The organism is Pantoea sp. ARC270, from assembly GCF_003236725.1.
Classification (GTDB): domain Bacteria; phylum Pseudomonadota; class Gammaproteobacteria; order Enterobacterales; family Enterobacteriaceae; genus Pantoea; species Pantoea anthophila.
The window spans coordinates 1-21,445 of sequence record NZ_PUGA01000015.1 but is presented as its reverse complement, the minus strand read 5'-3'; the positions used below and the strand labels follow the sequence as shown (position 1 = coordinate 21,445).

Here is a 21,445-nt window from a genome sequence, read left to right as displayed (position 1 = left end):
GGTGAGGCTGACTTATAAACCCAGCAGGAGCTGACGTTCCAGCTGGGGATCCACCATCGTCACGTGCAGTCCCACCAGCCGCACACCGCGCCCGGCGCGGCGTTCATCCCAGGTCTTGCGGGCGATGGCGATCATGTCCTCTTTATTCAGCACCGGCCAGATATGCTCCTGGGTGGTCTGCTGAAAATCACTGAACTTCAGTTTGACGCCCTGACGCGCCACCTGTCTGTCGGGTCGGATCTGCGTCAGCCGGCGGTCGAGTTCGGCATAGAGAAAATCGATGATCTCCAGGCAGGCCTCCCAGTCGCTGATATCTTCCGCCAGCGTACGTTCGACCCCGAGCGATTTACGCTCGCGCTCAACGATCACGCCGCGCTCATCAATGCCGTGGCTGCGCTCCCACACCACCCGGCCAAACTTGCCAAAGCGCTTCAGCAGCTGCGCTAAATCGACCTTCTGCACGTCGCCACAGGTCACCAGCCCCATCTCTTCGAGCTTCTTTGCAGAGACTTTGCCTACGCCGGGGATCTTCGCCAGCGGCAGCGTCAGTAAAAAGTCAGGCATCTCTGCCGGGGTGATAACACACTGCCCGTCCGGCTTATTCAGGTCGGAGGCAATCTTGGCCAGAAACTTGATCGGGGCGATGCCGGCCGAGGCGGTCAGCCCGGTTTCACGGTAAATCGTGGCGCGGATCGCCTGCGCCATCAGCGTGGCCGAGCCGTGGCAGTGCGGGCTGTCGGTCACATCCAGATAGGCTTCATCCAGCGAGAGCGGTTCAATCAGCGGGGTATAGCGGGAAAAGATTTCGCGGATCTGCGCGGAGGCTTCCTTATAGGCGTCGAAACGCCCTGGCAGAAGGCGCAGATGCGGGCATAGCTTCAGGGCCATGCCGGTCGGCATTGCGCTGCGCACACCAAATTTGCGGGCCGGGTAGTTGGCGGTGCTGATGACCCCGCGACGTTCGCGGCTGCCACCGATGGCGATCGGGATGTCGCGCAGCTGGGGATTATCACGCATCTCCACTGCGGCATAGAAGCAGTCCATATCGACATGAATGATTTTACGCATACCCCCCTCCGGCACTGGATAAGTATACAGCTGACAGGGGTAACTGCAATATTTGTTGCCCGGGCGAATAAAGTTTACAAATTTCTGGCCGAATAACCTTCAGTAAATCGCGAATTTGGCCGACGCCGTCTTGCTAAAAAAACAGACAATGTTTAATGTTGCGCTGCGGTAGCGGATAGTTCCGATAATGCCAACAAAGACGCAAAATTTGTGTCATGTTCTCTTCACCTCAAGGTATACACAGCATGGGCAAAATCGCACTCCTGTTTGCGATGATTTTACTGCCAGCCCTCAGCATGGCAATGACACCCGAACCCGTTCAGTCAGCGGCACCGGTCAGCAAAGAATTAAAGAAGCAGTTACTCGGCACGCCGGTCTACATCCAGATCTTCAAGGAAGAACGCACGCTCGAACTCTACGGCAAAATCGGTAACGAATATCGCCTGCTGGATACCTACCGCATCTGCAACTTTTCTGGCGGCCTCGGCCCGAAACGCCGTGAAGGCGATTTCAAAAGCCCGGAAGGTTTTTACAACGTGAAGCTGAATCAGCTGAAGCCCGACAGCCGCTTTTATCGCGCCATCAACATCGGCTTCCCGAATCAGTACGATCGCAATCAGGGCTACAGCGGTAACTACCTGATGATCCATGGCGACTGTAAGTCGATTGGCTGCTATGCCATGACCAACGCCTATATGGATGAGATTTTTACCTATGTGAATGCCGCGCTGCGAAACGGCCAGCAGGATGTCAGCATCAGCATCTATCCGTTCCGCATGACCGACAGCAACATGCAGCGTCACCGCTACTCCACCTATGCCAGCTTCTGGCAGCAGCTGCAGCCGGGATACGCTTACTTTGCGAAGTATCACCAGCCGCCGATGGTCAATGTCGCCAGCGGGAAATATGTGATGAACAGCAGCCCGGCACCGGTTTTAGCCAGTCCCGAAGCCGCTTCCCGTTCATTCCTGGCGCTCTCCAAGGCAGAATAACGCCCATTCACCTGGCGCAATCCGCTGCCAGGTTTCATTGGCCGTCAGAGGCTGCGTTGCAATCACCGTCACCACGTCATGCGGCGTGGTGTGCTGCTGAAAATCGACTTCCACATCCTGATCGAGCAGCTGTGCCCGGCCAAACGGGGCGCGACGGGTGATCCAGAAAAGGTTGGTCGAGCAGAAGGCCATCAGATAACGTCCGTCTGACAGCAGCATGTTAAATACCCCCTTCTGCCGCAGCGCGGTGGCCAGCTCGCCAATGAAGCGGAACACCGCCGGCCAGTTGCCCGGCGTGCGCGGATAGCGTGTCGCCAGCTGATGCAGGATCCAGCAGAACGCCTTCTCACTGTCCGTTTCCCCCACCGGCCGGAATGTGCCGGTCTCCAGCTGCTTATAGCCCTTCAGCTGCCCGTTATGCGCGTAGGTCCAGTTGCGGCCCCACAGCTCGCGGGTGAACGGATGGGTATTCTCCAGCGACACCTGCCCGCGATTCGCCTGACGGATGTGCGCCACCACCGAATGCGATTTGATCGGGTACTCCTGCACCAGACGCGCAATCGGAGAGTTAAAGCTCGGCAGCGGATCTTTAAACGTACGGCAGCCTTTATCTTCGTAAAAGGTAATGCCCCAGCCATCTTTGTGAGGCCCGGTTCCCCCGCCCCGCTGAACCAGTCCGGTAAAGCTGAAACAGATATCCGTGGGAACATTGGCGCTCATCCCGAGCAATTCGCACATAGCCACCGCCTCTGATTAAGCGGCCCCCCGTCAGACAGGAGGCCAGCGCAGTTACTTCACCATCTCTTTTTCGACCAGCAGCATCAGGATGTGGATCACCTTGATGTGGATCTCCTGAATGCGATCGGCATAACCAAAGTGTGGCACCCGGATCTCAATATCGGCACTGCCTGCCATCTTACCGCCATCTTTGCCGGTCAGGGTGATCACTTTCATCCCCTGCGCACGGGCGGCTTCAACCGCTTTAATGATATTGGCAGAGTTGCCCGACGTTGAGAGGCCCAGCAGCACGTCGCCCGGACGCCCCACCGCTTCCACATAGCGTGAGAAGACGTAGTCGTAGCCAAAGTCATTACTGACGCAGGAGAGATGGCTGACGTCAGAGATGGCAATCGCCGGATAGCCAGGACGATTTTCACGATAGCGGCCGGTCAGCTCTTCGGCGAAATGCATCGCATCACAATGGGAGCCGCCGTTACCGCAGGAAAGCACCTTGCCACCCGCCTTGAAGCTGTCAGCCAGCAGCACCGCAGCACGTTGGATAGCATGAATATTGGCGTCATCGCTGAGGAATTTATTCAGCGTATCAGCAGCTTCATTAAGCTCAGAGCGGATGATGTCCTGGTACATAGGGATGTCCTTTATAAGAAGAGGTTAATCGCAGCAAGTTTAACGGAATGGCCGGTCAGCGCAAAGCTTCATGCCACGCCTGACCCGGCGGTAGCGGTGTGGATTCCGACACCGGTTGTCGAATAAAACGGCAAAAATCCGTTTTTGTGAAGCAGGTTGTAATTGCGATGTAAACAAATTGATAAATCCGCCCGGCTGCTCTAAACCTCTCTACATAACAGGTCAGACCTCTTACTACTTGCGGAGTGGTTCACTATGATGGTTGTTTCGATACTTGCCACGGTGGCGCTGATTGGCGCCCTCTTCTATCACCGCCTGTCGCTGCGGACCGCCAGCGCGATCCTGCTGCTGTGGACCGCCGCGATGGCGGTCGCGCATCTCTGGACGCCGTGGCTCCTGCTGCCGCTGGCGATCCTGCTGCTGCCGTTCAACCTGCCGTCGCTGCGTCGCAGACTCTTTTCACAGCCGATGTTACAGCGCTTCCAGCAGGTGATGCCGCCGATGTCCCGCACCGAGAAAGAAGCGATTGATGCGGGCACCACCTGGTGGGAAGGCGATCTGTTTCAGGGCAAGCCAGACTGGCAGAAGCTGCATAACTACCCGCAGCCACGCCTGACGCCGGAAGAGCAGGCTTTTCTTGACGGCCCGGTTGAAGAGGCGTGCCGTCTGGCGAACGATTTCCGGATTACCCATGAGATGGCCGACCTGCCGCCGGAACTCTGGGCCTACCTGAAAGAGCATCGTTTCTTCGCGATGATCATTAAAAAAGAGTATGGCGGACTGGCCTTCTCCGCCTATGCGCAGGCCTGCGTTCTGCAGAAACTGGCGGGCGTCTCCGGGATTCTGGCGATCACGGTGGGTGTACCCAATTCACTGGGTCCGGGCGAACTGCTGCAGCATTACGGTACCGAAGCGCAGAAAAATCACTATCTGCCGCGACTGGCGCGCGGTGAAGAGATCCCCTGCTTTGCGCTGACCAGTCCGGAAGCGGGGTCAGATGCGGGTGCGATCCCGGATACCGGTGTGGTCTGCATGGGTGAGTGGCAGGGTGAGCAGGTGCTGGGCATGCGGCTGACCTGGAACAAGCGTTACATCACTCTGGCCCCGATCGCGACCGTGCTCGGCCTGGCCTTTAAACTGACCGACCCGGATCATCTGCTGGGCAATAACGCCAGCCCGGGCATCACCTGTGCTCTGATCCCGACCAGCACGCCAGGCGTGGAGATTGGTCATCGCCACTTCCCGCTTAACGTGCCGTTCCAGAACGGGCCGACGCGCGGCAAAGATATCTTTGTGCCGATTGACTTTATCATCGGTGGCCCGGAAATGGCCGGACAGGGCTGGCGGATGCTGGTGGAGTGTCTGTCGGTGGGCCGTGGCATTACGCTGCCCTCCAACTCAACCGGCAGCCTGAAGAGTGTGGCGCTGGCAACCGGCGCTTACGCGCACATCCGTCGTCAGTTCCGGCTCTCTATCGGTAAGATGGAAGGGATTGAAGAGCCGCTGGCGCGCATTGCCGGTAACGCCTATGTGATGGACGCCGCGGCCACGCTGATAACCGCCGGGATTATGCAGGGTGAAAAACCGGCGGTGCTGTCAGCAATTGTGAAATATCACTGCACCCACCGCGGCCAGCGCGCCATTATTGACGCCATGGACATTGCCGGCGGCAAAGGCATTATGCTGGGTAACAGTAACTTCCTGGCACGCGCCTATCAGGGTGCGCCCATCGCCATCACGGTGGAAGGCGCGAATATCCTGACCCGCAGCATGATTATCTTTGGTCAGGGGGCGATCCGCTGCCATCCATATGTTCTGCAGGAGATGGCCGCCGCCGCCAGCAACGATGTTAATGCCTTCGATGATGCGCTGTTCAGTCACATCGGCCACGTCGGCAGCAGCACCGTGCGCAGCCTGTGGCTGGGATTCACCGCCGGACGCACCAGCGCCAGCCCGACCCGCGATGCCACCCGTCGCTACTATCAGCATCTGAACCGCATCAGTGCCAACCTGGCGTTGCTCTCAGATGTATCGATGGCGGTACTGGGCGGCAGTCTGAAACGCCGCGAGCGCATCTCGGCGCGCCTGGGCGATGTGCTGAGCCAGCTCTATCTTGCCTCAGCCACCCTGAAACGCTATGACGATGAAGGCCGTAATGAAGCCGATCTGCCGCTGGTTCACTGGGGCGTGCAGGATGCCCTGCATCAGGCAGAGGTCGCGATGGACGATCTGCTGCGCAACTTCCCGAACCGGCTGGTCGCGGGTGCCTTACGCATGGCTATCTTTGCGGGCGGACATCACTGCCCTGCCCCGTCTGATCGTCTGGATCACCAGCTGGCAAAACTGCTGCAACAGCCGTCAGCGACCCGCAGCCGTCTGGGCCGGGGCATCTATCTGACGCCGGGCGAGAATAACCCCGCCGGTCAGATGGAACAGGCGCTGCAGGAGGTGATGGCAGCCGAAGTGATTTATGACCGCCTGTGCAAACAGACAAAGCAGCATCTCTCCTTCACCCGTCTGGATGCGCTGGCGAAGCGTGCGCTGGAGCAGGGCTGGATCGATGCGAAGGAAGCAGAGGTGTTGCAGCGTGCTGAAGCCAGCCGTCTGCGCTCCATCAACGTGGATGAGTTTGAGGCAGATGCACTGGCGGTGCCGGTGGCGGAGAAAGCGCCTCAGCCTGCGTCGCGCACCAGCGAGGCGGCGTAGCGTTCAGCCCGGTGTGATGGCCGCACCGGGTTGCTGAACTTATGCTTCCTGAGCCAGCTCTGTTTCAGAGGCCGACATCATGTCGGCCTTTTTTATCCCGCCTGGCGGATGCGGGCAATCAGCGCATCCACATCTTCCACGTGATCGGCAGCCAGAATCAGCGTACGTCCTAAATTAATCGCGTTACCAATGCAGTCTGTGCGCATCGCCGGATCGGCAATCAGCTTCATATCCGCCACGTGGGACATCCCCACCGTGCGCCGAATCAGTTCGGTGCCGCAGTAACCGATGGTGTCCGCCCAGACCTTGCGCAGAAACGCCGCCGCATAGCCGGGCCAGGACAACGCCTCATCGCGGGTTTTCTCTGCCGCCAGCGCCAGAAAATGCGAAGCAAACGTCGACCAGAGACGATGGACATCACTCAGCCGCTGCTCGCGCGCATCGGCTGCCTCACGCGGAGCCAGCAGCCCCGGCAGCGCGCAGTAGTTAATCAGCAGGTTGCCAATCGCCGTTCCGACATCAAACCCAATCGGGCCAAAGTAACCGAACTCCGCATCAATTGCCTTCAGGCTGCCATCAGCCACGAAAATCGAGCCGCTATGAATATCGCCATGCAGCAGCGCTTCGGCATGCGCAAAGAAGCGATGCTTCAGCCCGCCGACGGCAATGCGCAGCGCATCGTCGTTACGCAGGCTGGCGACCAGCGGCTCAAGCGCATCAGGGTAGCTGTTACGCTCATGATCGGTGTAGGGATCGTTAAAGAAGAGATCTTCAGTGATTTCACACATTTCCGGATTAATGAAACGCGCCACTTCCGCCTTTTTCTGATGCGGATGCAGAACGAAATCGGAGGTATGAAACAGGGTCTGTGCCAGATAAACGCCTAACTGCGCTGCGGCTTCCGGGTAGTAAGCGCCCTTCACCAGCTCGCCGCGCCAGATACGATGGCTGGAGAGATCCTCCATCACCATCACCGCCAGCTCCGCATCATAATGCGTCACCTGCACCGTATGCTGCGGACAATATTTATAGTGCTCTACCAGGGTCTGCGCTTCCAGCCTCGCCCGATCCAGCGTCAGCGGCCAGGACTCCCCGACGCAACGCACATAGGGCAACGCCTGCTTGACCACCACCCGGCTCCGGCCCTGATCGTCATAAACTTTAAACACCAGATTAAGGTTGCCATCACCAATCTCTTCAGCGCTGCAGAGCGCGGCAGGATCGTCCACGCCGCCAAATTGCCGGGCATACTCAACAGCATCAGCAGCAGTAAAGGTACGGTATTGCGACATTGCCTGTTCCTCATCAATTGAAGGCGGATAACCCAGGTGTAATAAGCCGTTCAGACGTCTATACATCCGTTCAGCATGTTGGCACAATACGCATCATTAACGCAACATGGATTTCACCCACAATGCAGACACTCAAAACCACCAGCTTAGAGGTTCGTGACAATCAGCTCTGGATTCTGGATCAGCAGGCGCTGCCGCAGCAAAAGAACTGGCTGCCCGCACACAGCGTTACGGAGCTGATTGACCATATTCATGCGCTGCGGGTGCGCGGTGCGCCGCTGATTGGCCTCTCTGCCTCACTGCTGCTGGCGCTGCTGGCTGAACAGGGGCAGACCCGCGCTGAACTGGCACAGGCGCTGGAACATCTGCGTGCCGCCCGGCCAACCGCCGTTAATCTGATGAACAATCTTGACCGGATGAAAGTGGCGCTGGCCCAGCCGGCGTTTGTCACTGCGCTGACGGACGAAGCGCGGCGGCTGGTCCAGGAGGATAAACAGCTCTGTGATGCGATTGCTGAAGCCGGTTGCACGCAGATCAAACCGGGCAGCCAGCTGCTCACCCACTGCAATACCGGCGGGCTGGCCACCGCGGGTGTGGGCACCGCGCTGGGGGTGATTGCCCGCGCGCATCAGCAGGGGTGGATCAAAAATGTCTGGGTGGATGAAACCCGACCGCTGTTGCAGGGCGGCCGGTTAACCGCGTGGGAGCTGGGCGAACTGGCGATTCCCTGTACCCTGATCACCGATTCCATGGCCGCCAGCCTGATGGCGCGCGGCGAGGTGGATGCGGTCTGGGTCGGTGCCGACCGCATTGCCGCCAACGGTGACGTAGCCAATAAAATCGGCACCTACAGCCTGGCGGTGCTGGCCCACTATCACCAGATTCCGTTCTACGTCGCGGCTCCCCATACTACGCTGGATCGTCACTGCCCGGATGGCGCCGCCATCCCGATAGAGCAGCGCGCCGCCAGCGAAGTCACGGGCGTGGCGGGCAGTTTTGGCAGCGTGCAGTGGGCACCGGAAACGGCCAGGGTCTTCAATCCGGCGTTCGATGTGACGCCAGCCGCCCTGATCAGCGGCTGGATACTCGACACGGGGGTGGTCACGCCTGACCAGGTGCAGAGCGGCATCTTCCAGCCGCAGTAAGCGATATCAGGGGTTTGCGGCAGCGCGGAGGCTCACCGCAAACCCCTTTCCGGCCGTGGGCCGATCAGGCCAGACGCGGATAGGCATCGGCGATCTTATCGCCGGTGAAGTGCGCCACCCAGCCTTCCTGGTTGTCGAAAATCCGGATCGCCGTGAAGTGCGGTGACGATCCCATATCAAACCAGTGGGGCGTGCCCGCAGGCACCGAGATCAGATCGTTCTTTTCGCAGAGGATCTGCAGGATCTCACCGTCAAGATGCAGACAGAACAGCCCGGCCCCCTCGACAAAGAAACGCACCTCATCTTCGCCGTGCGTATGCTCGGAAAGAAATTTCTCACGCAGCACCGTTTTCTGCGGATTATCGGCGCGCATACTGATCACGTCCCAGCTCTGATAGCCCTTCTCAGCCACCAGCCGATCAATCGCATGCTGATAGGCCTTAATGACCGTTTCCGCATCCGGGTTCTCACCCAGATCGCGATCGGCTTCCCAGCGTTCAAAACGCACCCCTTTCGCGTTCAGGCGTTCCCGAATCGCCTCTGCTTCGGTACTGTGCCAGACCGGCTGGCTCGCTTCGCGGTCAGTAAAAATCGTCAGTGCGCTCATGCTAAATCGACTCCGGGTTAATCTGGGAAAAATCCGTCACCTGACGATGACGGCTCTCGCTGTCCGCCTCGCCACGCAGTAACTGTATCGTCTGCCAGCCCGCCTCCGCGGCGGCATCCAGCTCCTGACGAATATCAGAGAGGAACAGCAGCTGCTCCGCTGGCTGCCCGATCTCAGCGGCGATCGTGCGATAGGCTGTCACCTCGCGTTTGGCGCCGACGTGCGTATCAAAGTAGCCGCTGAAGATGTCAGTAATATCACCTTCGTCGCTGTAGCCAAATAACAATTTCTGCGCCGCAACCGAACCGGAGGAATATACATAGAGTTCAATGCCCTGCGCCTGCCAGCGGCGTAACGCAGGCAGCACATCGGCATAGAGATGGCCGGTAAAACTGCCGTTAAGATAGCCATCACGCCAGATCATGCCCTGCAGCGCTTTCAGCCCGGTCGATTTGCGATCCTGATCCATAAAATCGGACAGGATCGCGATGACCGCCGCCAGATCGGCCTGCGGCTGCCCCGCTTCTTCCCGCACCGACTGCAGCGCCGCCGCGACCTCTGGCTGATGCTGATGCTCTCGCAGAAAGTCCGCCAGATGCTGACGGGCATAGGGGAACAGGATGTTGTGCACAAAGCGAATATCGCTGGTGGTGCCTTCAATATCAGTAACAATGGCGCGGATCATGCTTTCTCCAGCAGGCGACGTTGACGTTCACATTCAAATAAAAATTCCAGACCTTCCAGATGGCGGCGCGCTTCGCTGACATCCTCGCCCCAGCAGGTCAGGCCGTGGCCGCGCAGCAGGAAGCCGTAACGCAGCGGAAATCGGGCGGCGTAATCTTCAATCTCTGACGCCAGCGCCACGATATCCTGACTGTTATCGAACACGGGGATCGCCACCGTGTCCAGATGGGTATGCTGACCGCTTAGCGATTTTTGCATCTCATAGCCGTGCAGCAGCAGCGCCGCGCCCTGCTCCACCCGCGACAGCACCGTGGCATTGACCGTATGGGTGTGCAGCACCGCGCCCGCTTCAGGAAAGAGGCGATAGATCAGCGTGTGCAGGCCGGTTTCTGCCGAGGGCTTACGGCCCGACAGCGACTGGCTGGTGGCGATATCGACCTCGATAAAATCATCACGCGTCAGCGTGCCCTTATCTTTGCCCGATTCGCTCAGCAGGCAGACATGCCCGTCGCGGCGTACCGACATATTCCCGCCGGTGGCCGGAGCCCAGCCTTTCATGCCTATCCAGTGACAGGCGGCAACCAGCTGATCTAACGGATGACTCTGCGACATAAAGGTTCCTTGCGGTGAAAGGTGAGGCCGGGTGGCTCAGGAAGGTTCTGGTCAGTCTGCGTTACCCATCAAGCCAGAACCGATTCTTCCCAGGTTTTTCTTAAATTCATGACGCATTCAAGCAGATCCTGGGCATCTAATTCATCTTCATCAATCAGGTCAGGATCGGAGCAATAAGAATCCACAGCTGAGAATACCGAGTCAAAATAACGTTGTGTTTCTTTATTTTGATTTTTGGCAGAATCCGCCTCCCTGTGTTCACGCCATGCGTTCAGGTATTTTTCCTCAAACTCTGTAGCCGACATAGCGCCAGTAACAAACGATTCGATAAGAGCCAGCATATCTGCTTCGTTTTGATTAATAGACATTACCTTCACCTTTAAGATCGGAAATTTGAGTGTCAGATAACTTCCATCCAGAGATGAAGTTACCGTCTGGCCTGGTCATTACATCAATTTTAGTTTCAGGATTAAAGTAGTGATTAACATCCTGATTCCATCGGTATTTACCGACTATCTGTTGTGTTACCGGATCATCTATGTGCGCTTTAATAGCCTGTTCATATGACTTCAATCCTTCAGCACCTGGATTGCCCGATACGTTAAAATCCACAGCGTGCTTAAATTTCTTCTGTAGCTGCCTGGTTTCAAAAATGACCCGTTCTGATGGAGCACGAGTGGGTACTTTTGACAGCACTGACAGCTTTTCAATTTCATTTACCGTTCCCATTTTACCCATGGCAAAACCGGCCACTACAGATGCGCCGGTAATGAGAAGAGCTTTGCTATCCATGACCTGATTGAATCCCGCTGAAGCATCACCGCCGAGCTGTTCAGCGGTCTTTCTGAATCCTTCAATATTGCCGTTATAGATTCCGCCAGCAGCCAGTAACCGGCCGGCAGCTTTACTATTGATAGTTTTTGCCACTGACGGGCGGAGGGAATATATCGGGCGTTTCAGTTGGCGGGATATAAGGTCGCTAAGCCGGGATCGGAGAAACAGAGGCAGGTCATTGCGAATATCCCCCGTTGTCGTCAGCACACCCGGGATGGCGTAGTCGGCCCTGTTTTTCTTCAGAAGAACGAGCTTCCCGCATTGGATATCGTCCAGCGTATCGCGATATGCCATCCAGGGACGCTGCCAGTGGAATTGATGATACCGGCTGACAAACCGGATATAACCCTGTGGTAACGTCCATTCCTGAATGATGCGGTTGGGCTGCGTGGTGTCTTTGAGGTCTCGTGCCGCCGTGTCCGGGTGAATAATGTGGTGAATGTCTTCGAGGTAGATGTTGTCCAGTGACATAGTCTGACAGTCATGAAGCATAATGTCCCTTTTACGCTGCTGGTATGTGTCCAATGATGACGTATTACTGATAATACGATGAGCCCTGCCCCTCACACGGCCTGATAATCCGCCTCTTAGCAAGCCCGCAACTGCGCGCATCCCCGCGGGTTTACATGAGTAAGTGACCCGGGTAAGCAAGCGCGGCCAACGCCGCTGACGCGCGGAGCATAAAGCATTTAGACGTCTAAGCGTCTTGATTGCCAAATACTACCATCCTGTTTATAGTGGCACAAACCCCGGGTGACCCCGCTTCTCTCTTCGCGCTTAAGGCCTGACATCATGACGCAGCACATCCTGATCCCCGAGAGCAAACTTCCGGCGCTCGGCACCACGATTTTCAGCCAGATGAGTGCGCTGGCGCAGCAGCATAACGCCATCAACCTCTCTCAGGGCTTCCCCGATTTCAGCGGCCCGGACTATCTGCAGCAGCGGCTGGCCTATCACGTCAGCCAGGGCGCGAACCAGTACGCGCCGATGACCGGGGCGCTGCCGCTGCGTCAGGCGATCGCGGAGAAAACCGCGCGGCTTTATGACTATCAGCCTGATGTGGAAACGGAGATTACGGTGACGGCGGGCGCAACCGAAGCGCTCTATGCGGCGATTACCGCGCTGGTGCGTCCGGGCGATGAGGTGATCTGCTTTGATCCCAGCTACGACAGCTATGCCCCGGCGGTCACGCTCTCGGGCGGCGTCATGAAACGTATTGCGCTGCAGCCGCCCGCCTTCCGGCCAGACTGGCAGGCGTTTGCCGGGCTGCTGAGTGATAAAACCCGGCTGGTGATCCTGAACACCCCGCACAACCCGTCAGCCACCGTCTGGCAGCAGCAGGATTTTGCCGCGCTGTGGCAGGCGATTGCTGCGCGACCGGTCTACGTGCTGAGCGATGAAGTTTACGAGCATATCTGTTTTGATGAAGCGGGCCACGCCAGCGTGCTGGCCCATCCTGACCTGCGTCAGCGCGCCATCGCGGTGTCGTCGTTTGGCAAAACCTTTCACATGACCGGCTGGAAGGTGGGCTACTGCATCGCCCCGGCGGCGATCAGCGCTGAACTGCGTAAGGTACATCAGTATCTGACCTTCTCGGTCAATACCCCGGCGCAGCTGGCGATTGCCGATATGCTGCGTGAGCATCCGGAGCACTATCAGGCCCTGCCCGCCTTCTATCGCGACCGCCGCGATCGGCTGGCGAATGCACTGCGTCACAGCCGCTTCAGGGTTTTACCGTGCCAGGGCACCTACTTTTTGCTGGTGGATTACAGCGCGATCTCCGATCTGGATGATGTCAGTTTCTGCCAGTGGCTGACCCGCGAAGTGGGCGTCGCCGCGATTCCTCTGTCGGTGTTCTGCGCCGATCCCTTTCCTCATAAACTGATTCGTCTCTGTTTTGCTAAACAGCCGGCGACGTTAGATGCTGCCGCGGAGCGCTTATGTCAGCTTTAAAAATCACGCTTTTGCAGGAGACGCTGAGCTGGATGGATGGCGAAGCCAACCTGCGCCATTTTGACGAACAGCTGGCCGGACTCACCGGACGCGATCTGATTATCCTGCCCGAGATGTTTACCACCGGCTTTGCGATGGAGGCTGCGAAAAGCTCGCTGCCGCAGGCGCGGGTGGTGGAGTGGCTGCATCAGCATGCCCGCCGCAGCGATGTGCTGGTGGGCGGCAGCGCGGCGATCCAGACCGAAAACGGCGCGGTGAACCGTTTCCTGCTGGTGGAGCCGGACGGCACGCTGCACCAGTATGACAAGCGACATCTGTTCCGCATGGCGGATGAACATCACCACTATCAGCCCGGCGAAGCGCGTCAGGTGGTGGCGTGGCGTGGCTGGCGCATCCTGCCACAGATCTGTTACGACCTGCGCTTCCCGGTTTTCTCCCGCAACCGCAACGACTACGATCTGGTGCTCTACGTCGCCAACTGGCCAGCGCCTCGCGCCTTACACTGGCAGGCGCTGCTGTTAGCGCGGGCGATTGAGAATCAGGCATATGTCGCAGGCTGCAACCGCGTCGGCAGTGATGGCAATCAGCATCACTACAGCGGCGACAGCCAGATTATTTCGCCGCAGGGCGAGATCCTGAGTGCGGCGGAGCCACATCAGCGCGCCCGGCTGGATGCGACGCTGTCGCTGGAGGGGCTTCACGCTTACCGCGAACGCTTCCCGGCCTGGCAGGATGCGGATCGCTTTTCGCTGTAAACGGGCGGCTCAGCTGCCGCGGTAGGTTGACCAGGACCAGGGGGAAATCAGAAACGGCAGATGGAAATGGCTGCCCGCCTCGGCAATCATGAAATCGATCTGCGCGCTGACGTAGAGCGCATCCCGACCGGCGGCAGCAAAATAGTCGCCGATTTCAGCGGTCAGGCGGTAGTGCCCCGGCGTCAGCGGCTCCGGGGTCAGATCTTTCAGTCGTCCGTCGCTGTCCGTTTCACCCTGAGAGACGGGAAACCACCCCTCCGGGCTGTTCTGCTCCAGCGAGATGGCCACCCCACTGGCCGGTTTTCCCAGCGCCGTGTCGAGAATATGCGTGGTAACGGTACTCATTGAATCGTCTCCCTGAGGCGTAACAGTGTGATTTCACGCAGCTGATCCAGCGCCTCCTGCTGTTCAGCCTGATCGTCATTCTGCAGCCGGCGCTGCAACGCTGCCAGCATCTCCTCGCCGCTGCGCCCTTTCGCGCGAATCAGAAAGACCCGGCCAAAGCGCGCCTCATAGGCCTGATTACCCTGCTGCATCGCCTGTTGCAGAGCGTGATCGGCCTGCTGCATAGCGGACTGCTCGCCGCGCGACAGCGTCGCCTCTTTGTCTGCGCCCCGCGCGCGTTCGCCGATGCGCGGATGCGCCGACAGCGCCGCGGCCAGATCGGGCTGCTGCCACTGGCGGGCCAGCGTGTCGGCGCGGGTCAGCAGCGCGTCTGTGGTGGCAAACGGACGAGCGGCCACCAGCGACAGCTGCCAGTGCGGGATCGCCACACAATGCCGGATAGCCGCCAGCGCCTCGTCAGCCGGCAGCTGATTAAACGTCGTTAATTCCATTTTCAGCTCCGTCCGGCGATCAGCGTGACCGCCTGCAGATAGGCCTGCAGCGCCGGTGCCACATCCTGCACCGCGACTGACTCGGCCGGATGATGGCTGATGCCGCGATGGTTTCGCACAAACAGCATACCGACCGGCCAGCGTTCAGCAATGGCGATGGCGTCATGTCCGGCTCCGCTTGGCAGCGACAGGCTGCGCCCCTGCACCGTTTCAACCGCATGGCTCAGCGCCTGCTGCAGCGCCGAATCACAGGCGGTGGCCCCGATGCGATAAAATTCGTTCGACGTAAACTGCACTCCACGCCGCAGCGCAATCGCTTCGGCCTGGGTTAACAGCGTGGAGAGCAGGGTCTCCAGGGGATGATCGAGCGGGCCGCGCACATCCAGCGACAGCGACACCTCGCCAGGGATGACATTCACCGCCCCCGGAGCACAGCTGAGGGTGCCGACGGTGGCGACCAGCTGCGGATCCTGCTCACGGGTGGTCTGCTCAATAAACACCATCCACTCGGCGGCTGCGGCCAGCGCATCTTTGCGGTGGGTCATCGGCACCGTGCCGGCATGGCCCGCCTCACCGGTAAAACGGCAGTGAAGACGACGCGCTCCATTGATGGCCGTGACCACGCCCAGCGCCAGATCCTCCTGCTCCAGGCAGGGGCCCTGCTCAATGTGCAGTTCAAGATAGCCGACGATGTCCTCTATCCGTCGGGCCGCCGCGCCGATTTGCGCACTGTCGAGCCCGACATCCGCCATCGCCTGCGCCACGGTAATGCCGTTGCCATCGGGATGGGTTACCCAGCTTTGCGGCCAGCTGCCGGTAATACCGCGGCTGCCAAGCAGCGTGATGCCAAAGCGGGTCCCCTCTTCATCACCGAAACCGATCACCTCTATCGCCAGCGGCAGACGGCACTGGTGCTCATGAAGCCACTGTACGGTTTCGATGGCGCTGAGCACGCCCAGCATTCCGTCGTAGCGACCGGCGTTACGCACCGTGTCGAGATGCGAACCGAGCAGCAGCGCGGGCGCCCCCGCTTCGGCTGCCTCGTAGCGGCCACAGATATTGCCGACTTCATCCTGCCAGACCGTCATCCCCGCGGCCTGCATCCACTCCCCTACGCAGGCGTTGGCGCGCAGATGTTCCGGCGACAGGTAGACGCGGGTCAGGCCCTCCGTCGTTTCGCTAATCGCTGCCAGCGCATCACAGCGCGCCATGACGCGCTGTGCAGCAGCGAGGGCTTCGCTGGCGCTCATCATCATGCCTGGCTCCCGTAGTGATCCCAGGCGGCCTGAGCTCCCGCGCCCTGCGGCGTGCGATACCCCAGGTGAGTCAGCACCGTTTCCAGCGCGGCCAGCGTCTGCAGCACGCAATCTTTACGCGCGTTGTAGCCCATGGTGCCGATACGCCAGACCTTGCCATGCAGTGGGCCAAACGAGGTGCCGATCTCAATACCGAAATCCTCCAGCATCAGCTTGCGCACCTGGTCGCCGTTTACGCCTGACGGGATCATCACGCCCAGCACGTTGTTCATTTTGTTTTTCAGGTCGCCGAAGGTTTCCAGCCCCATTCCCTGAATCCCCTTCAGCATTGCCTCACCATGCAGTTTGTGACGGGCGATGCCGTTGTCCAGCCCCTCCTGCAGGATCAGGCGGGCACATTCGCGCGCGCCAAACAGCGCGCTGGTCGCTTCGGTATGGTGATTGAGTCGTTCCGGCCCCCAGTAATCCATGATCATGCCGAGATCGAAATAGTTGGAGTAGATCATCTCCTCCTCGCCATCCTGATGCGCCTCGGTGCGGATCCCCTGCTCCACGCATTTACGTTTGCGGATCACCGCGGCCATCTCTGCGCTCAGGGTGATCGGCGAGGTGCCGGAAGGCCCGCCCAGACATTTCTGCATCCCCGCCGAGACGGCATCCAGTCCCCAGGCATCCGTTTCCAGCGCGTTACCCGCCAGCGACGCGGTAGCATCGGTGTAGAACAGCACGCCATACTGCTTACAGATGGCACCCAGCTGCGCCAGCGGCTGCAGCATGGTGGTGGAGGTGTCGCCCTGCACCGTGAGCAGCAGGCGTGGCCGCACTTTTTTAATCGCCTCTTCAATCTGATCGGGGGTAAAGACCTCGCCCCACGGCACTTCGATGGTGTGGACGTCTGCCCGGCAGCGGCGGGCAATCTCGCACAGCAGATGGCCGAAGCGGCCAAACACCGGCACCAGCACCTTATCACCAGGCCGGATAGCGGAGAGCAGAATCGCTTCGATACCGGCGCGGGAGGTGCCATCAACCAGCAGCGTCCAGCGGTTTTCGGTGCGAAATACGCCGCGATAGAGCGCCATCACTTCGTTCATGTAGTGGGTCATCGCCGGGTCGTACTGCCCCAGCAGCTGACTCGACATGGCGCGCAGCACGCGCGGATCGGCGTTGATCGGGCCGGGTCCCATCAGCAGACGCTGTGGCGGATTGATTTGCGGGTAATGATTGATATCCATGCGGGTTTCCTTTTTTAAAACTCAGAGACGCACTGAAGAGATAAACTGCTTCAGCTCCGGCGACTGCGGCTGCGCAAACAGCGTTTTACTGTCGCCCTGCTCCCAGACGCGCCCCTGATGCATAAAGACCACTCGATCGCCCACGTCGCGGGCGAAATTCATTTCATGCGTGACGAGGATCAGCGTCATGCCTTCCGCTGCCAGCTGCTCCAGCACTTTCAGGACTTCGCCCACCAGTTCGGGATCCAGCGCAGAGGTGATCTCATCACAGAGTAAAACTTTGGGCGTCATCGCCAGCGCACGGGCGATCGCCACGCGCTGCTGCTGGCCCCCCGAGAGGCTGGCAGGGTAATAGTTAAGGCGCTCGCCCAGCCCCACCTTCTCCAGCATCTGCGTCGCCAGCGCCCGGCATTCAGCGTCGCTTTTCTTCAGCACGCGGCGCGGTGCCAGCATGACGTTTTCCAGCGCCGTCATGTGCGGGAAGAGGTTGAAGTTCTGAAACACCATGCCAATCGAGCGGCTGATTTCACGCGCCTGCGAGTCACGACTGGTGATGGTCATGCCGCCGAGCTTGATGCTGCCCTCCTGATAGCCTTCCAGCCCGTTCATACAGCGCAGCAGCGTGCTTTTGCCCGATCCGCTGCGACCGATGATCGAGATCACCTCTCCCATGTCGATATCCAGATCCACGCCTTTCAACACATGGTTGTCGCCGTAATATTTTTGCACCTGATTAATGGTGATGAGCGGCATTGAATTTTTTCTCCAGATACTGGCTGTAGCGAGACAGCGGATAACACATCAGGAAGTAGCCCAGCGCCACCAGCCCGAAAACTTTAAACGGCTGGTAGGTCACGTTGTTCAGAATCGTGCCCGCCTTGGTCAGCTCGATAAACCCGATAATCGACGCCAGCGCGGTGCCCTTGATAACCTGTACGGCAAAACCTACCGTCGGGGCGATGCCGATACGGATCGCCTGCGGTGCAACCACCCGCCATAGCGTCTGACCAAAAGTCAGGCCGAGGCAGCGTGACGCTTCCCACTGCCCTTTCGGCAGGGCGCGGATGCTGCCGTACCAGATATCCACCAGAAAGGCGCTGGTATAAAAAGTCAGCGCCAGCGAGGCAGCCGTCCAGGGCGCCACATCAATGCCAAATAAGCCGACGCCAAAAAAGGCCAGGAACAGCTGCATCAGCAGCGGGGTTCCCTGAAACAGCGCGGTGTAACCCCGCACCGCACGCGTCAGCCATTTGCGCTGCAGCAGACGCAGCAGCAGCAGAGGCAGCGTCACCAGGGTTCCGCCGACAAAGGCCACCAGCGACAGTAACAGGGTCCAGCGCGCCGCCAGCAGCAGGTTGCGCACGATGTCCCAGTCGGTAAAGGTCGTCATCATGAAGGCTGCACTCCAAACCATTTACGGCCTATCGCCAGCAGCAGATGGCGCATCGCAATCGACAACGCCAGATAGATCAGCGTGGTCACCAGATAAACTTCAAAGCTCAGAAACGTACGCGACTGGATCAGGTTGGCGGCGAAGGTCAGCTCCTCATAGGAGACCTGCGACACCACCGACGACCCCAGCATCACGATAATGCACTGGCTCACCAGCGCCGGATAAATCCGCTGCAGCGCAGGAGGTAACACCACCCGCAGAAAGGTCTGGCTGCGGGTCAATCCCAGCACCCGCCCCGCTTCCCACTGACCTTTCGGGGTCACCTGGATGCCGGCACGGATGATCTCGGTGCTGTAAGCGCCCAGGTTGATCAGCATCGCCAGCAGCGCCGCCTCACCGGCGGTGAGTTTCAGCCCCAGATTCGGCAGACCGAAAACGATAAAGAACAGCTGCACCACAAATGGCGTATTACGGATCAGCTCGACATAGAGGCCCCAGAGGCGGCTCAGCCAGCCCGGTTTACCGCTGCGCAGCGCCGCGCCTGCGATGCCAATCGCCACCCCACCGGTGGTCGCCAGCAGCGTCAGCTGAATGGTGACCCAGAGGCCGGAAAGCAGCTCCGGCCAGTAGGGCCACAACGCGGGAAAGTTAAGTTGCCCGGTCATGAATCTGTCCTCATGCGCCCAGGCTGGCGGGCAGTGGCGCTTTCAGCCACTCTTCGGACAGCTTGTTCAGGGTGCCATCTTTAATCCCCTGCTCAATCAGCGCATTCACCTTCGCCTTCAGCGCAGGCTCATCTTTCTTCAGACCGATAAAGCAGGGCGAATCTTTCAGCATAAACTGAGCGACTGGCGCTTTTTCCGGATTCTGACGGGCAATGGCAGCGACCACCAGGTTGCCGGTGGCGACATACTGCACCTGGCCGGAGAGATACGCCGATAAGGTGGTGTTGTTATCTTCGTAACGTTTCACCTGCGCATCTTTCGGTGCCACTTCGCTCAGCACCATATCCTCCACCGCGCCGCGGGTAACGCCAATCGACTTGCCGCTCAGCGCGCTGGCCGCCTTGATCTCGTCACCTTTCGGTCCGAAGACGCCCAGAAAGAACGGCGCATAGGCGCGGGTAAAGTCGATCACTTTTTCACGCTCCGCATTTTTACCCATGCTGGAGATCACAAGATCGACCTTGTCGGTTTGCAGATAAGGCACCCGGTTGGCGCTGCTGACCGGCACCAGCTGCAACTTAAGTTTCATCTGCTTCGCCAGGTATTTCGCCATGTCGATGTCATACCCCTGCGGCTGCAGATCGGTACCGACCGAGCCAAACGGCGGGAAATCCTGCGGAACAGCCACGCGGATCACACCGCGCTTCTGAATGTCCTGCAGTTGATCGGCCAGTGCGCTTCCCGCCTGTGCCATCAGTAATGCCGCTGTTGCAACCGCCATTAAAACTTTTTTCATTATGCACCCCGGTGAAATGTGATGAAACAAAAGATTCTTTAACAGGCAATCTGCAACTAATGTGCCAACAAGGGCCGCGGCGTAAAAAGGGTTAAGCGGCAAAGATTTCACTGAAAAATGGGCGTAACCGGGGAGGATTACGCCGCGGGCGGGCGTGTGCTGAAATGGGGCAAAGCACCAAAATGGTGCCTGTTAACGGTGCTCCAGCTCGTCGAACTGCTGGTAGAGATCGGCGATCTGATGAATACGCTGCCGCCCCTGCGCCAGCATTTCATGCAGCAGCGCATTGGCAATCAGGTTAATCAGACTCATGGCCGAGCCGTAGCTGTCGAAGGCGGAAACGCTGTCGAGCGGCGTGCAGAGCTGCCAGCGTGCCAGCGCAGTGACCGTCTGCGCCTGCGGCTCACACAGCGCCAGCAGCGGTATTCCGGCCGCCTGAAGCTGCTGCATCAGCGGACGGATGATGCGGGTGCGGCGGCGAAACGCCATCACCACCACCATATCCTCCGGGGTGATATCCACCAGCTCCTCTGCCAGCGTCTGGCCTGGCTGCGGCAGGATAAAGACCTGCGAGCGCGCCTGCACCAGCTGCTGTCGCAGATGCAGCGCCACCGGATAGGCGTTGCGCATGCCGATGATAAAGACGCGCTTCGCCTGCGCCAGCTGCTGGATCACATCGTTAAACTGGCGGGCATCCAGGCTGTTGACCCACTGCGTCAGGTTCGCCATCTCCTGCTTGTAGTGGCGCGCCAGCAGCGTGTTGCCCTGCACCGCATCCCGGTTATCGGTCAGCGGCATGCCGCTCTGACGCAGGATGCGCAGCTCATCGCGCATATCCTTGTACTTCTCATATCCCAGACGCTTAAACAGCCTGCTGACCGTGGCTTTCGACACGCCGCTGAGCCGCGCCAGCTCGGCGCTGTTGTAGCTGATCAGATCATCGAAGTGGTCAAACACGAAGTCGGCAATGCGCTGCTCCTGCGGCGAGAGCTGGGGATAGTGACTCCGGAGTCGTTCATCAAGCTGTTTCATATCGCACCCTGTAACTTTTGTTTCAGCAGAAGCTAGCACAATTTACGCCAGGTTAACCGGCGCAATGTCAGCTCAGGCTAAAAACTGGAACAGCTCTTGCTTTGCTATCGGTTCTGTTACCCGAAGAACGAGAAAAAGATGATTCAGAGTAATATGGCGCCGATGGGCATGGCGGTGACGCCGCACCATCTGGCGAGTGAGAGCGCGCTGGCGGTGCTG

General features: G+C 59.0%; 23 protein-coding genes. 5 read left to right on the top strand and 18 right to left on the bottom strand.

Translation table 11 applies throughout. From position 1 onward, the window contains the following. Nucleotides 1–12 precede the first annotated feature (12 nt). A complete protein-coding gene (dinB, locus tag CKF42_RS09195; RefSeq protein WP_111208028.1) occupies nt 13–1,068 on the bottom strand; it encodes a DNA polymerase IV in 1,056 nt (351 codons plus the stop codon). A gap of 245 nt (nt 1,069–1,313) precedes the next feature. Here dinB and dpaA point away from each other — a divergent pair, with 245 nt between their 5' ends. Then, complete coding sequence (dpaA, locus tag CKF42_RS09190; RefSeq protein WP_046101303.1) at nt 1,314–2,060, top strand: peptidoglycan meso-diaminopimelic acid protein amidase; 747 nt, start codon at nt 1,314–1,316, stop codon at nt 2,058–2,060. On the opposite strand, the gene CKF42_RS09185 is transcribed toward dpaA, so the two are convergent. Together CKF42_RS09185 and lpcA are read right to left on the bottom strand one after the other, a co-directional pair. Then, complete coding sequence (locus tag CKF42_RS09185) at nt 2,031–2,798, bottom strand: class II glutamine amidotransferase (RefSeq protein ID WP_009091903.1); 768 nt, start codon at nt 2,796–2,798, stop codon at nt 2,031–2,033. The two genes, dpaA and CKF42_RS09185, sit on opposite strands and share 30 nt — an antisense overlap. A 51-nt stretch (nt 2,799–2,849) precedes the next feature. Next, the gene (gene lpcA, locus CKF42_RS09180) at nt 2,850–3,428 is read right to left on the bottom strand and encodes a D-sedoheptulose 7-phosphate isomerase (protein WP_009091904.1); all 579 of its coding nucleotides are present in this window, start codon (nt 3,426–3,428) and stop codon (nt 2,850–2,852) included. A 255-nt stretch (nt 3,429–3,683) separates the two neighbouring features. On the opposite strand from lpcA, the gene fadE reads away from it, so the two are divergent. Further along, nucleotides 3,684–6,134 carry an acyl-CoA dehydrogenase FadE gene (gene fadE / locus CKF42_RS09175; protein WP_111208027.1) on the top strand — a complete coding sequence of 817 codons (2,451 nt, stop codon included), beginning with the start codon at nt 3,684–3,686 and terminating at the stop codon, nt 6,132–6,134. Nucleotides 6,135–6,226: 92 nt separating this feature from the next. Here the strand turns inward: fadE and mtnK are convergent, their stop codons facing one another. Beyond that, a complete protein-coding gene (mtnK, locus tag CKF42_RS09170; RefSeq protein ID WP_058956396.1) occupies nt 6,227–7,426 on the bottom strand; it encodes an S-methyl-5-thioribose kinase in 1,200 nt (399 codons plus the stop codon). Between the two features lie 122 nt (nt 7,427–7,548). Here mtnK and mtnA point away from each other — a divergent pair, with 122 nt between their 5' ends. Continuing rightward, complete coding sequence (gene mtnA, locus CKF42_RS09165) at nt 7,549–8,571, top strand: S-methyl-5-thioribose-1-phosphate isomerase (protein ID WP_111208026.1); 1,023 nt, start codon at nt 7,549–7,551, stop codon at nt 8,569–8,571. Between the two features lie 64 nt (nt 8,572–8,635). Here the strand turns inward: mtnA and CKF42_RS09160 are convergent, their stop codons facing one another. The 5 genes from CKF42_RS09160 to CKF42_RS21180 form a co-directional block, all read right to left on the bottom strand. Continuing rightward, nucleotides 8,636–9,178 carry an acireductone dioxygenase gene (locus tag CKF42_RS09160; RefSeq protein ID WP_009091908.1) on the bottom strand — a complete coding sequence of 181 codons (543 nt, stop codon included), beginning with the start codon at nt 9,176–9,178 and terminating at the stop codon, nt 8,636–8,638. A gap of 1 nt (nt 9,179) precedes the next feature. Continuing rightward, nucleotides 9,180–9,863: an acireductone synthase gene (gene mtnC, locus CKF42_RS09155; protein ID WP_111208025.1), complete on the bottom strand. Its 684-nt coding sequence runs from the start codon at nt 9,861–9,863 to the stop codon at nt 9,180–9,182. Continuing rightward, nucleotides 9,860–10,474, bottom strand: a complete 615-nt coding sequence (locus CKF42_RS09150) for a methylthioribulose 1-phosphate dehydratase (RefSeq protein WP_009091910.1) — start codon at nt 10,472–10,474, stop codon at nt 9,860–9,862. The genes mtnC and CKF42_RS09150 overlap by 4 nt, the downstream gene beginning before the upstream one ends. A 68-nt stretch (nt 10,475–10,542) precedes the next feature. Further along, nucleotides 10,543–10,842 (bottom strand): colicin immunity domain-containing protein, encoded by a 300-nt coding sequence (locus CKF42_RS09145; protein WP_111208024.1) that lies wholly within the window; start codon nt 10,840–10,842, stop codon nt 10,543–10,545. Next, complete coding sequence (locus CKF42_RS21180; protein WP_111208023.1) at nt 10,832–11,800, bottom strand: colicin D domain-containing protein; 969 nt, start codon at nt 11,798–11,800, stop codon at nt 10,832–10,834. The genes CKF42_RS09145 and CKF42_RS21180 overlap by 11 nt, the downstream gene beginning before the upstream one ends. A gap of 300 nt (nt 11,801–12,100) precedes the next feature. On the opposite strand from CKF42_RS21180, the gene CKF42_RS09135 reads away from it, so the two are divergent. Together CKF42_RS09135 and CKF42_RS09130 are read left to right on the top strand one after the other, a co-directional pair. Then, the gene (locus CKF42_RS09135) at nt 12,101–13,261 is read left to right on the top strand and encodes a pyridoxal phosphate-dependent aminotransferase (protein ID WP_111208022.1); all 1,161 of its coding nucleotides are present in this window, start codon (nt 12,101–12,103) and stop codon (nt 13,259–13,261) included. Beyond that, nucleotides 13,249–14,016 (top strand): amidohydrolase, encoded by a 768-nt coding sequence (locus tag CKF42_RS09130; protein ID WP_111208021.1) that lies wholly within the window; start codon nt 13,249–13,251, stop codon nt 14,014–14,016. The genes CKF42_RS09135 and CKF42_RS09130 overlap by 13 nt, the downstream gene beginning before the upstream one ends. A gap of 9 nt (nt 14,017–14,025) precedes the next feature. Here the strand turns inward: CKF42_RS09130 and uraH are convergent, their stop codons facing one another. The 9 genes from uraH to hpxU form a co-directional block, all read right to left on the bottom strand. Beyond that, nucleotides 14,026–14,361 carry a hydroxyisourate hydrolase gene (gene uraH / locus CKF42_RS09125; RefSeq protein ID WP_009091913.1) on the bottom strand — a complete coding sequence of 112 codons (336 nt, stop codon included), beginning with the start codon at nt 14,359–14,361 and terminating at the stop codon, nt 14,026–14,028. Then, nucleotides 14,358–14,852: a 2-oxo-4-hydroxy-4-carboxy-5-ureidoimidazoline decarboxylase gene (gene uraD, locus CKF42_RS09120; protein WP_111208020.1), complete on the bottom strand. Its 495-nt coding sequence runs from the start codon at nt 14,850–14,852 to the stop codon at nt 14,358–14,360. Before uraD ends, uraH begins: the two co-directional genes overlap by 4 nt. A 2-nt stretch (nt 14,853–14,854) precedes the next feature. Next, on the bottom strand, nt 14,855–16,108 hold the full coding sequence (gene hpxK / locus CKF42_RS09115; RefSeq protein ID WP_009091915.1) for an allantoate amidohydrolase: 1,254 nt from the start codon (nt 16,106–16,108) through the stop codon (nt 14,855–14,857). After that, nucleotides 16,105–17,340 carry an alanine--glyoxylate aminotransferase family protein gene (locus CKF42_RS09110; RefSeq protein ID WP_009091916.1) on the bottom strand — a complete coding sequence of 412 codons (1,236 nt, stop codon included), beginning with the start codon at nt 17,338–17,340 and terminating at the stop codon, nt 16,105–16,107. Before CKF42_RS09110 ends, hpxK begins: the two co-directional genes overlap by 4 nt. A gap of 21 nt (nt 17,341–17,361) precedes the next feature. Beyond that, the gene (locus CKF42_RS09105) at nt 17,362–18,093 is read right to left on the bottom strand and encodes an amino acid ABC transporter ATP-binding protein (protein WP_009091918.1); all 732 of its coding nucleotides are present in this window, start codon (nt 18,091–18,093) and stop codon (nt 17,362–17,364) included. Continuing rightward, on the bottom strand, nt 18,074–18,730 hold the full coding sequence (locus CKF42_RS09100; RefSeq protein WP_058956418.1) for an amino acid ABC transporter permease: 657 nt from the start codon (nt 18,728–18,730) through the stop codon (nt 18,074–18,076). Before CKF42_RS09100 ends, CKF42_RS09105 begins: the two co-directional genes overlap by 20 nt. After that, nucleotides 18,730–19,398, bottom strand: a complete 669-nt coding sequence (locus CKF42_RS09095; protein ID WP_009091920.1) for an amino acid ABC transporter permease — start codon at nt 19,396–19,398, stop codon at nt 18,730–18,732. The genes CKF42_RS09100 and CKF42_RS09095 overlap by 1 nt, the downstream gene beginning before the upstream one ends. Before the next feature lie 10 nt (nt 19,399–19,408). Then, nucleotides 19,409–20,194 carry a transporter substrate-binding domain-containing protein gene (locus tag CKF42_RS09090; protein WP_009091921.1) on the bottom strand — a complete coding sequence of 262 codons (786 nt, stop codon included), beginning with the start codon at nt 20,192–20,194 and terminating at the stop codon, nt 19,409–19,411. Nucleotides 20,195–20,386: 192 nt separating this feature from the next. Further along, nucleotides 20,387–21,226: a MurR/RpiR family transcriptional regulator HpxU gene (hpxU, locus tag CKF42_RS09085; RefSeq protein WP_009091922.1), complete on the bottom strand. Its 840-nt coding sequence runs from the start codon at nt 21,224–21,226 to the stop codon at nt 20,387–20,389. Nucleotides 21,227–21,445: the final 219 nt, after the last annotated feature.

Excerpts from the sequence above, each read along its gene's own strand:
- dinB (WP_111208028.1), bottom strand. The coding sequence starts at position 1,068 with ATGCGTAAAATCATTCATGTCGATATGGACTGCTTCTATGCCGCAGTG.
- mtnC (WP_111208025.1), bottom strand. The coding sequence starts at position 9,863 with ATGATCCGCGCCATTGTTACTGATATTGAAGGCACCACCAGCGATATT.
- uraD (WP_111208020.1), bottom strand. The coding sequence starts at position 14,852 with ATGGAATTAACGACGTTTAATCAGCTGCCGGCTGACGAGGCGCTGGCG.
- CKF42_RS09145 (WP_111208024.1), bottom strand. The coding sequence starts at position 10,842 with ATGTCTATTAATCAAAACGAAGCAGATATGCTGGCTCTTATCGAATCG.
- CKF42_RS21180 (WP_111208023.1), bottom strand. The coding sequence starts at position 11,800 with ATGCTTCATGACTGTCAGACTATGTCACTGGACAACATCTACCTCGAA.
- dpaA (WP_046101303.1), top strand. The coding sequence starts at position 1,314 with ATGGGCAAAATCGCACTCCTGTTTGCGATGATTTTACTGCCAGCCCTC.
- CKF42_RS09135 (WP_111208022.1), top strand. The coding sequence starts at position 12,101 with ATGACGCAGCACATCCTGATCCCCGAGAGCAAACTTCCGGCGCTCGGC.
- mtnA (WP_111208026.1), top strand. The coding sequence starts at position 7,549 with ATGCAGACACTCAAAACCACCAGCTTAGAGGTTCGTGACAATCAGCTC.
- CKF42_RS09105 (WP_009091918.1), bottom strand. The coding sequence starts at position 18,093 with ATGCCGCTCATCACCATTAATCAGGTGCAAAAATATTACGGCGACAAC.
- CKF42_RS09150 (WP_009091910.1), bottom strand. The coding sequence starts at position 10,474 with ATGTCGCAGAGTCATCCGTTAGATCAGCTGGTTGCCGCCTGTCACTGG.
- CKF42_RS09160 (WP_009091908.1), bottom strand. The coding sequence starts at position 9,178 with ATGAGCGCACTGACGATTTTTACTGACCGCGAAGCGAGCCAGCCGGTC.
- CKF42_RS09100 (WP_058956418.1), bottom strand. The coding sequence starts at position 18,730 with ATGACGACCTTTACCGACTGGGACATCGTGCGCAACCTGCTGCTGGCG.
- uraH (WP_009091913.1), bottom strand. The coding sequence starts at position 14,361 with ATGAGTACCGTTACCACGCATATTCTCGACACGGCGCTGGGAAAACCG.
- lpcA (WP_009091904.1), bottom strand. The coding sequence starts at position 3,428 with ATGTACCAGGACATCATCCGCTCTGAGCTTAATGAAGCTGCTGATACG.
- CKF42_RS09110 (WP_009091916.1), bottom strand. The coding sequence starts at position 17,340 with ATGGATATCAATCATTACCCGCAAATCAATCCGCCACAGCGTCTGCTG.
- hpxU (WP_009091922.1), bottom strand. The coding sequence starts at position 21,226 with ATGAAACAGCTTGATGAACGACTCCGGAGTCACTATCCCCAGCTCTCG.
- CKF42_RS09090 (WP_009091921.1), bottom strand. The coding sequence starts at position 20,194 with ATGAAAAAAGTTTTAATGGCGGTTGCAACAGCGGCATTACTGATGGCA.
- CKF42_RS09185 (WP_009091903.1), bottom strand. The coding sequence starts at position 2,798 with ATGTGCGAATTGCTCGGGATGAGCGCCAATGTTCCCACGGATATCTGT.
- hpxK (WP_009091915.1), bottom strand. The coding sequence starts at position 16,108 with ATGATGATGAGCGCCAGCGAAGCCCTCGCTGCTGCACAGCGCGTCATG.
- CKF42_RS09095 (WP_009091920.1), bottom strand. The coding sequence starts at position 19,398 with ATGACCGGGCAACTTAACTTTCCCGCGTTGTGGCCCTACTGGCCGGAG.
- CKF42_RS09130 (WP_111208021.1), top strand. The coding sequence starts at position 13,249 with ATGTCAGCTTTAAAAATCACGCTTTTGCAGGAGACGCTGAGCTGGATG.
- fadE (WP_111208027.1), top strand. The coding sequence starts at position 3,684 with ATGATGGTTGTTTCGATACTTGCCACGGTGGCGCTGATTGGCGCCCTC.
- mtnK (WP_058956396.1), bottom strand. The coding sequence starts at position 7,426 with ATGTCGCAATACCGTACCTTTACTGCTGCTGATGCTGTTGAGTATGCC.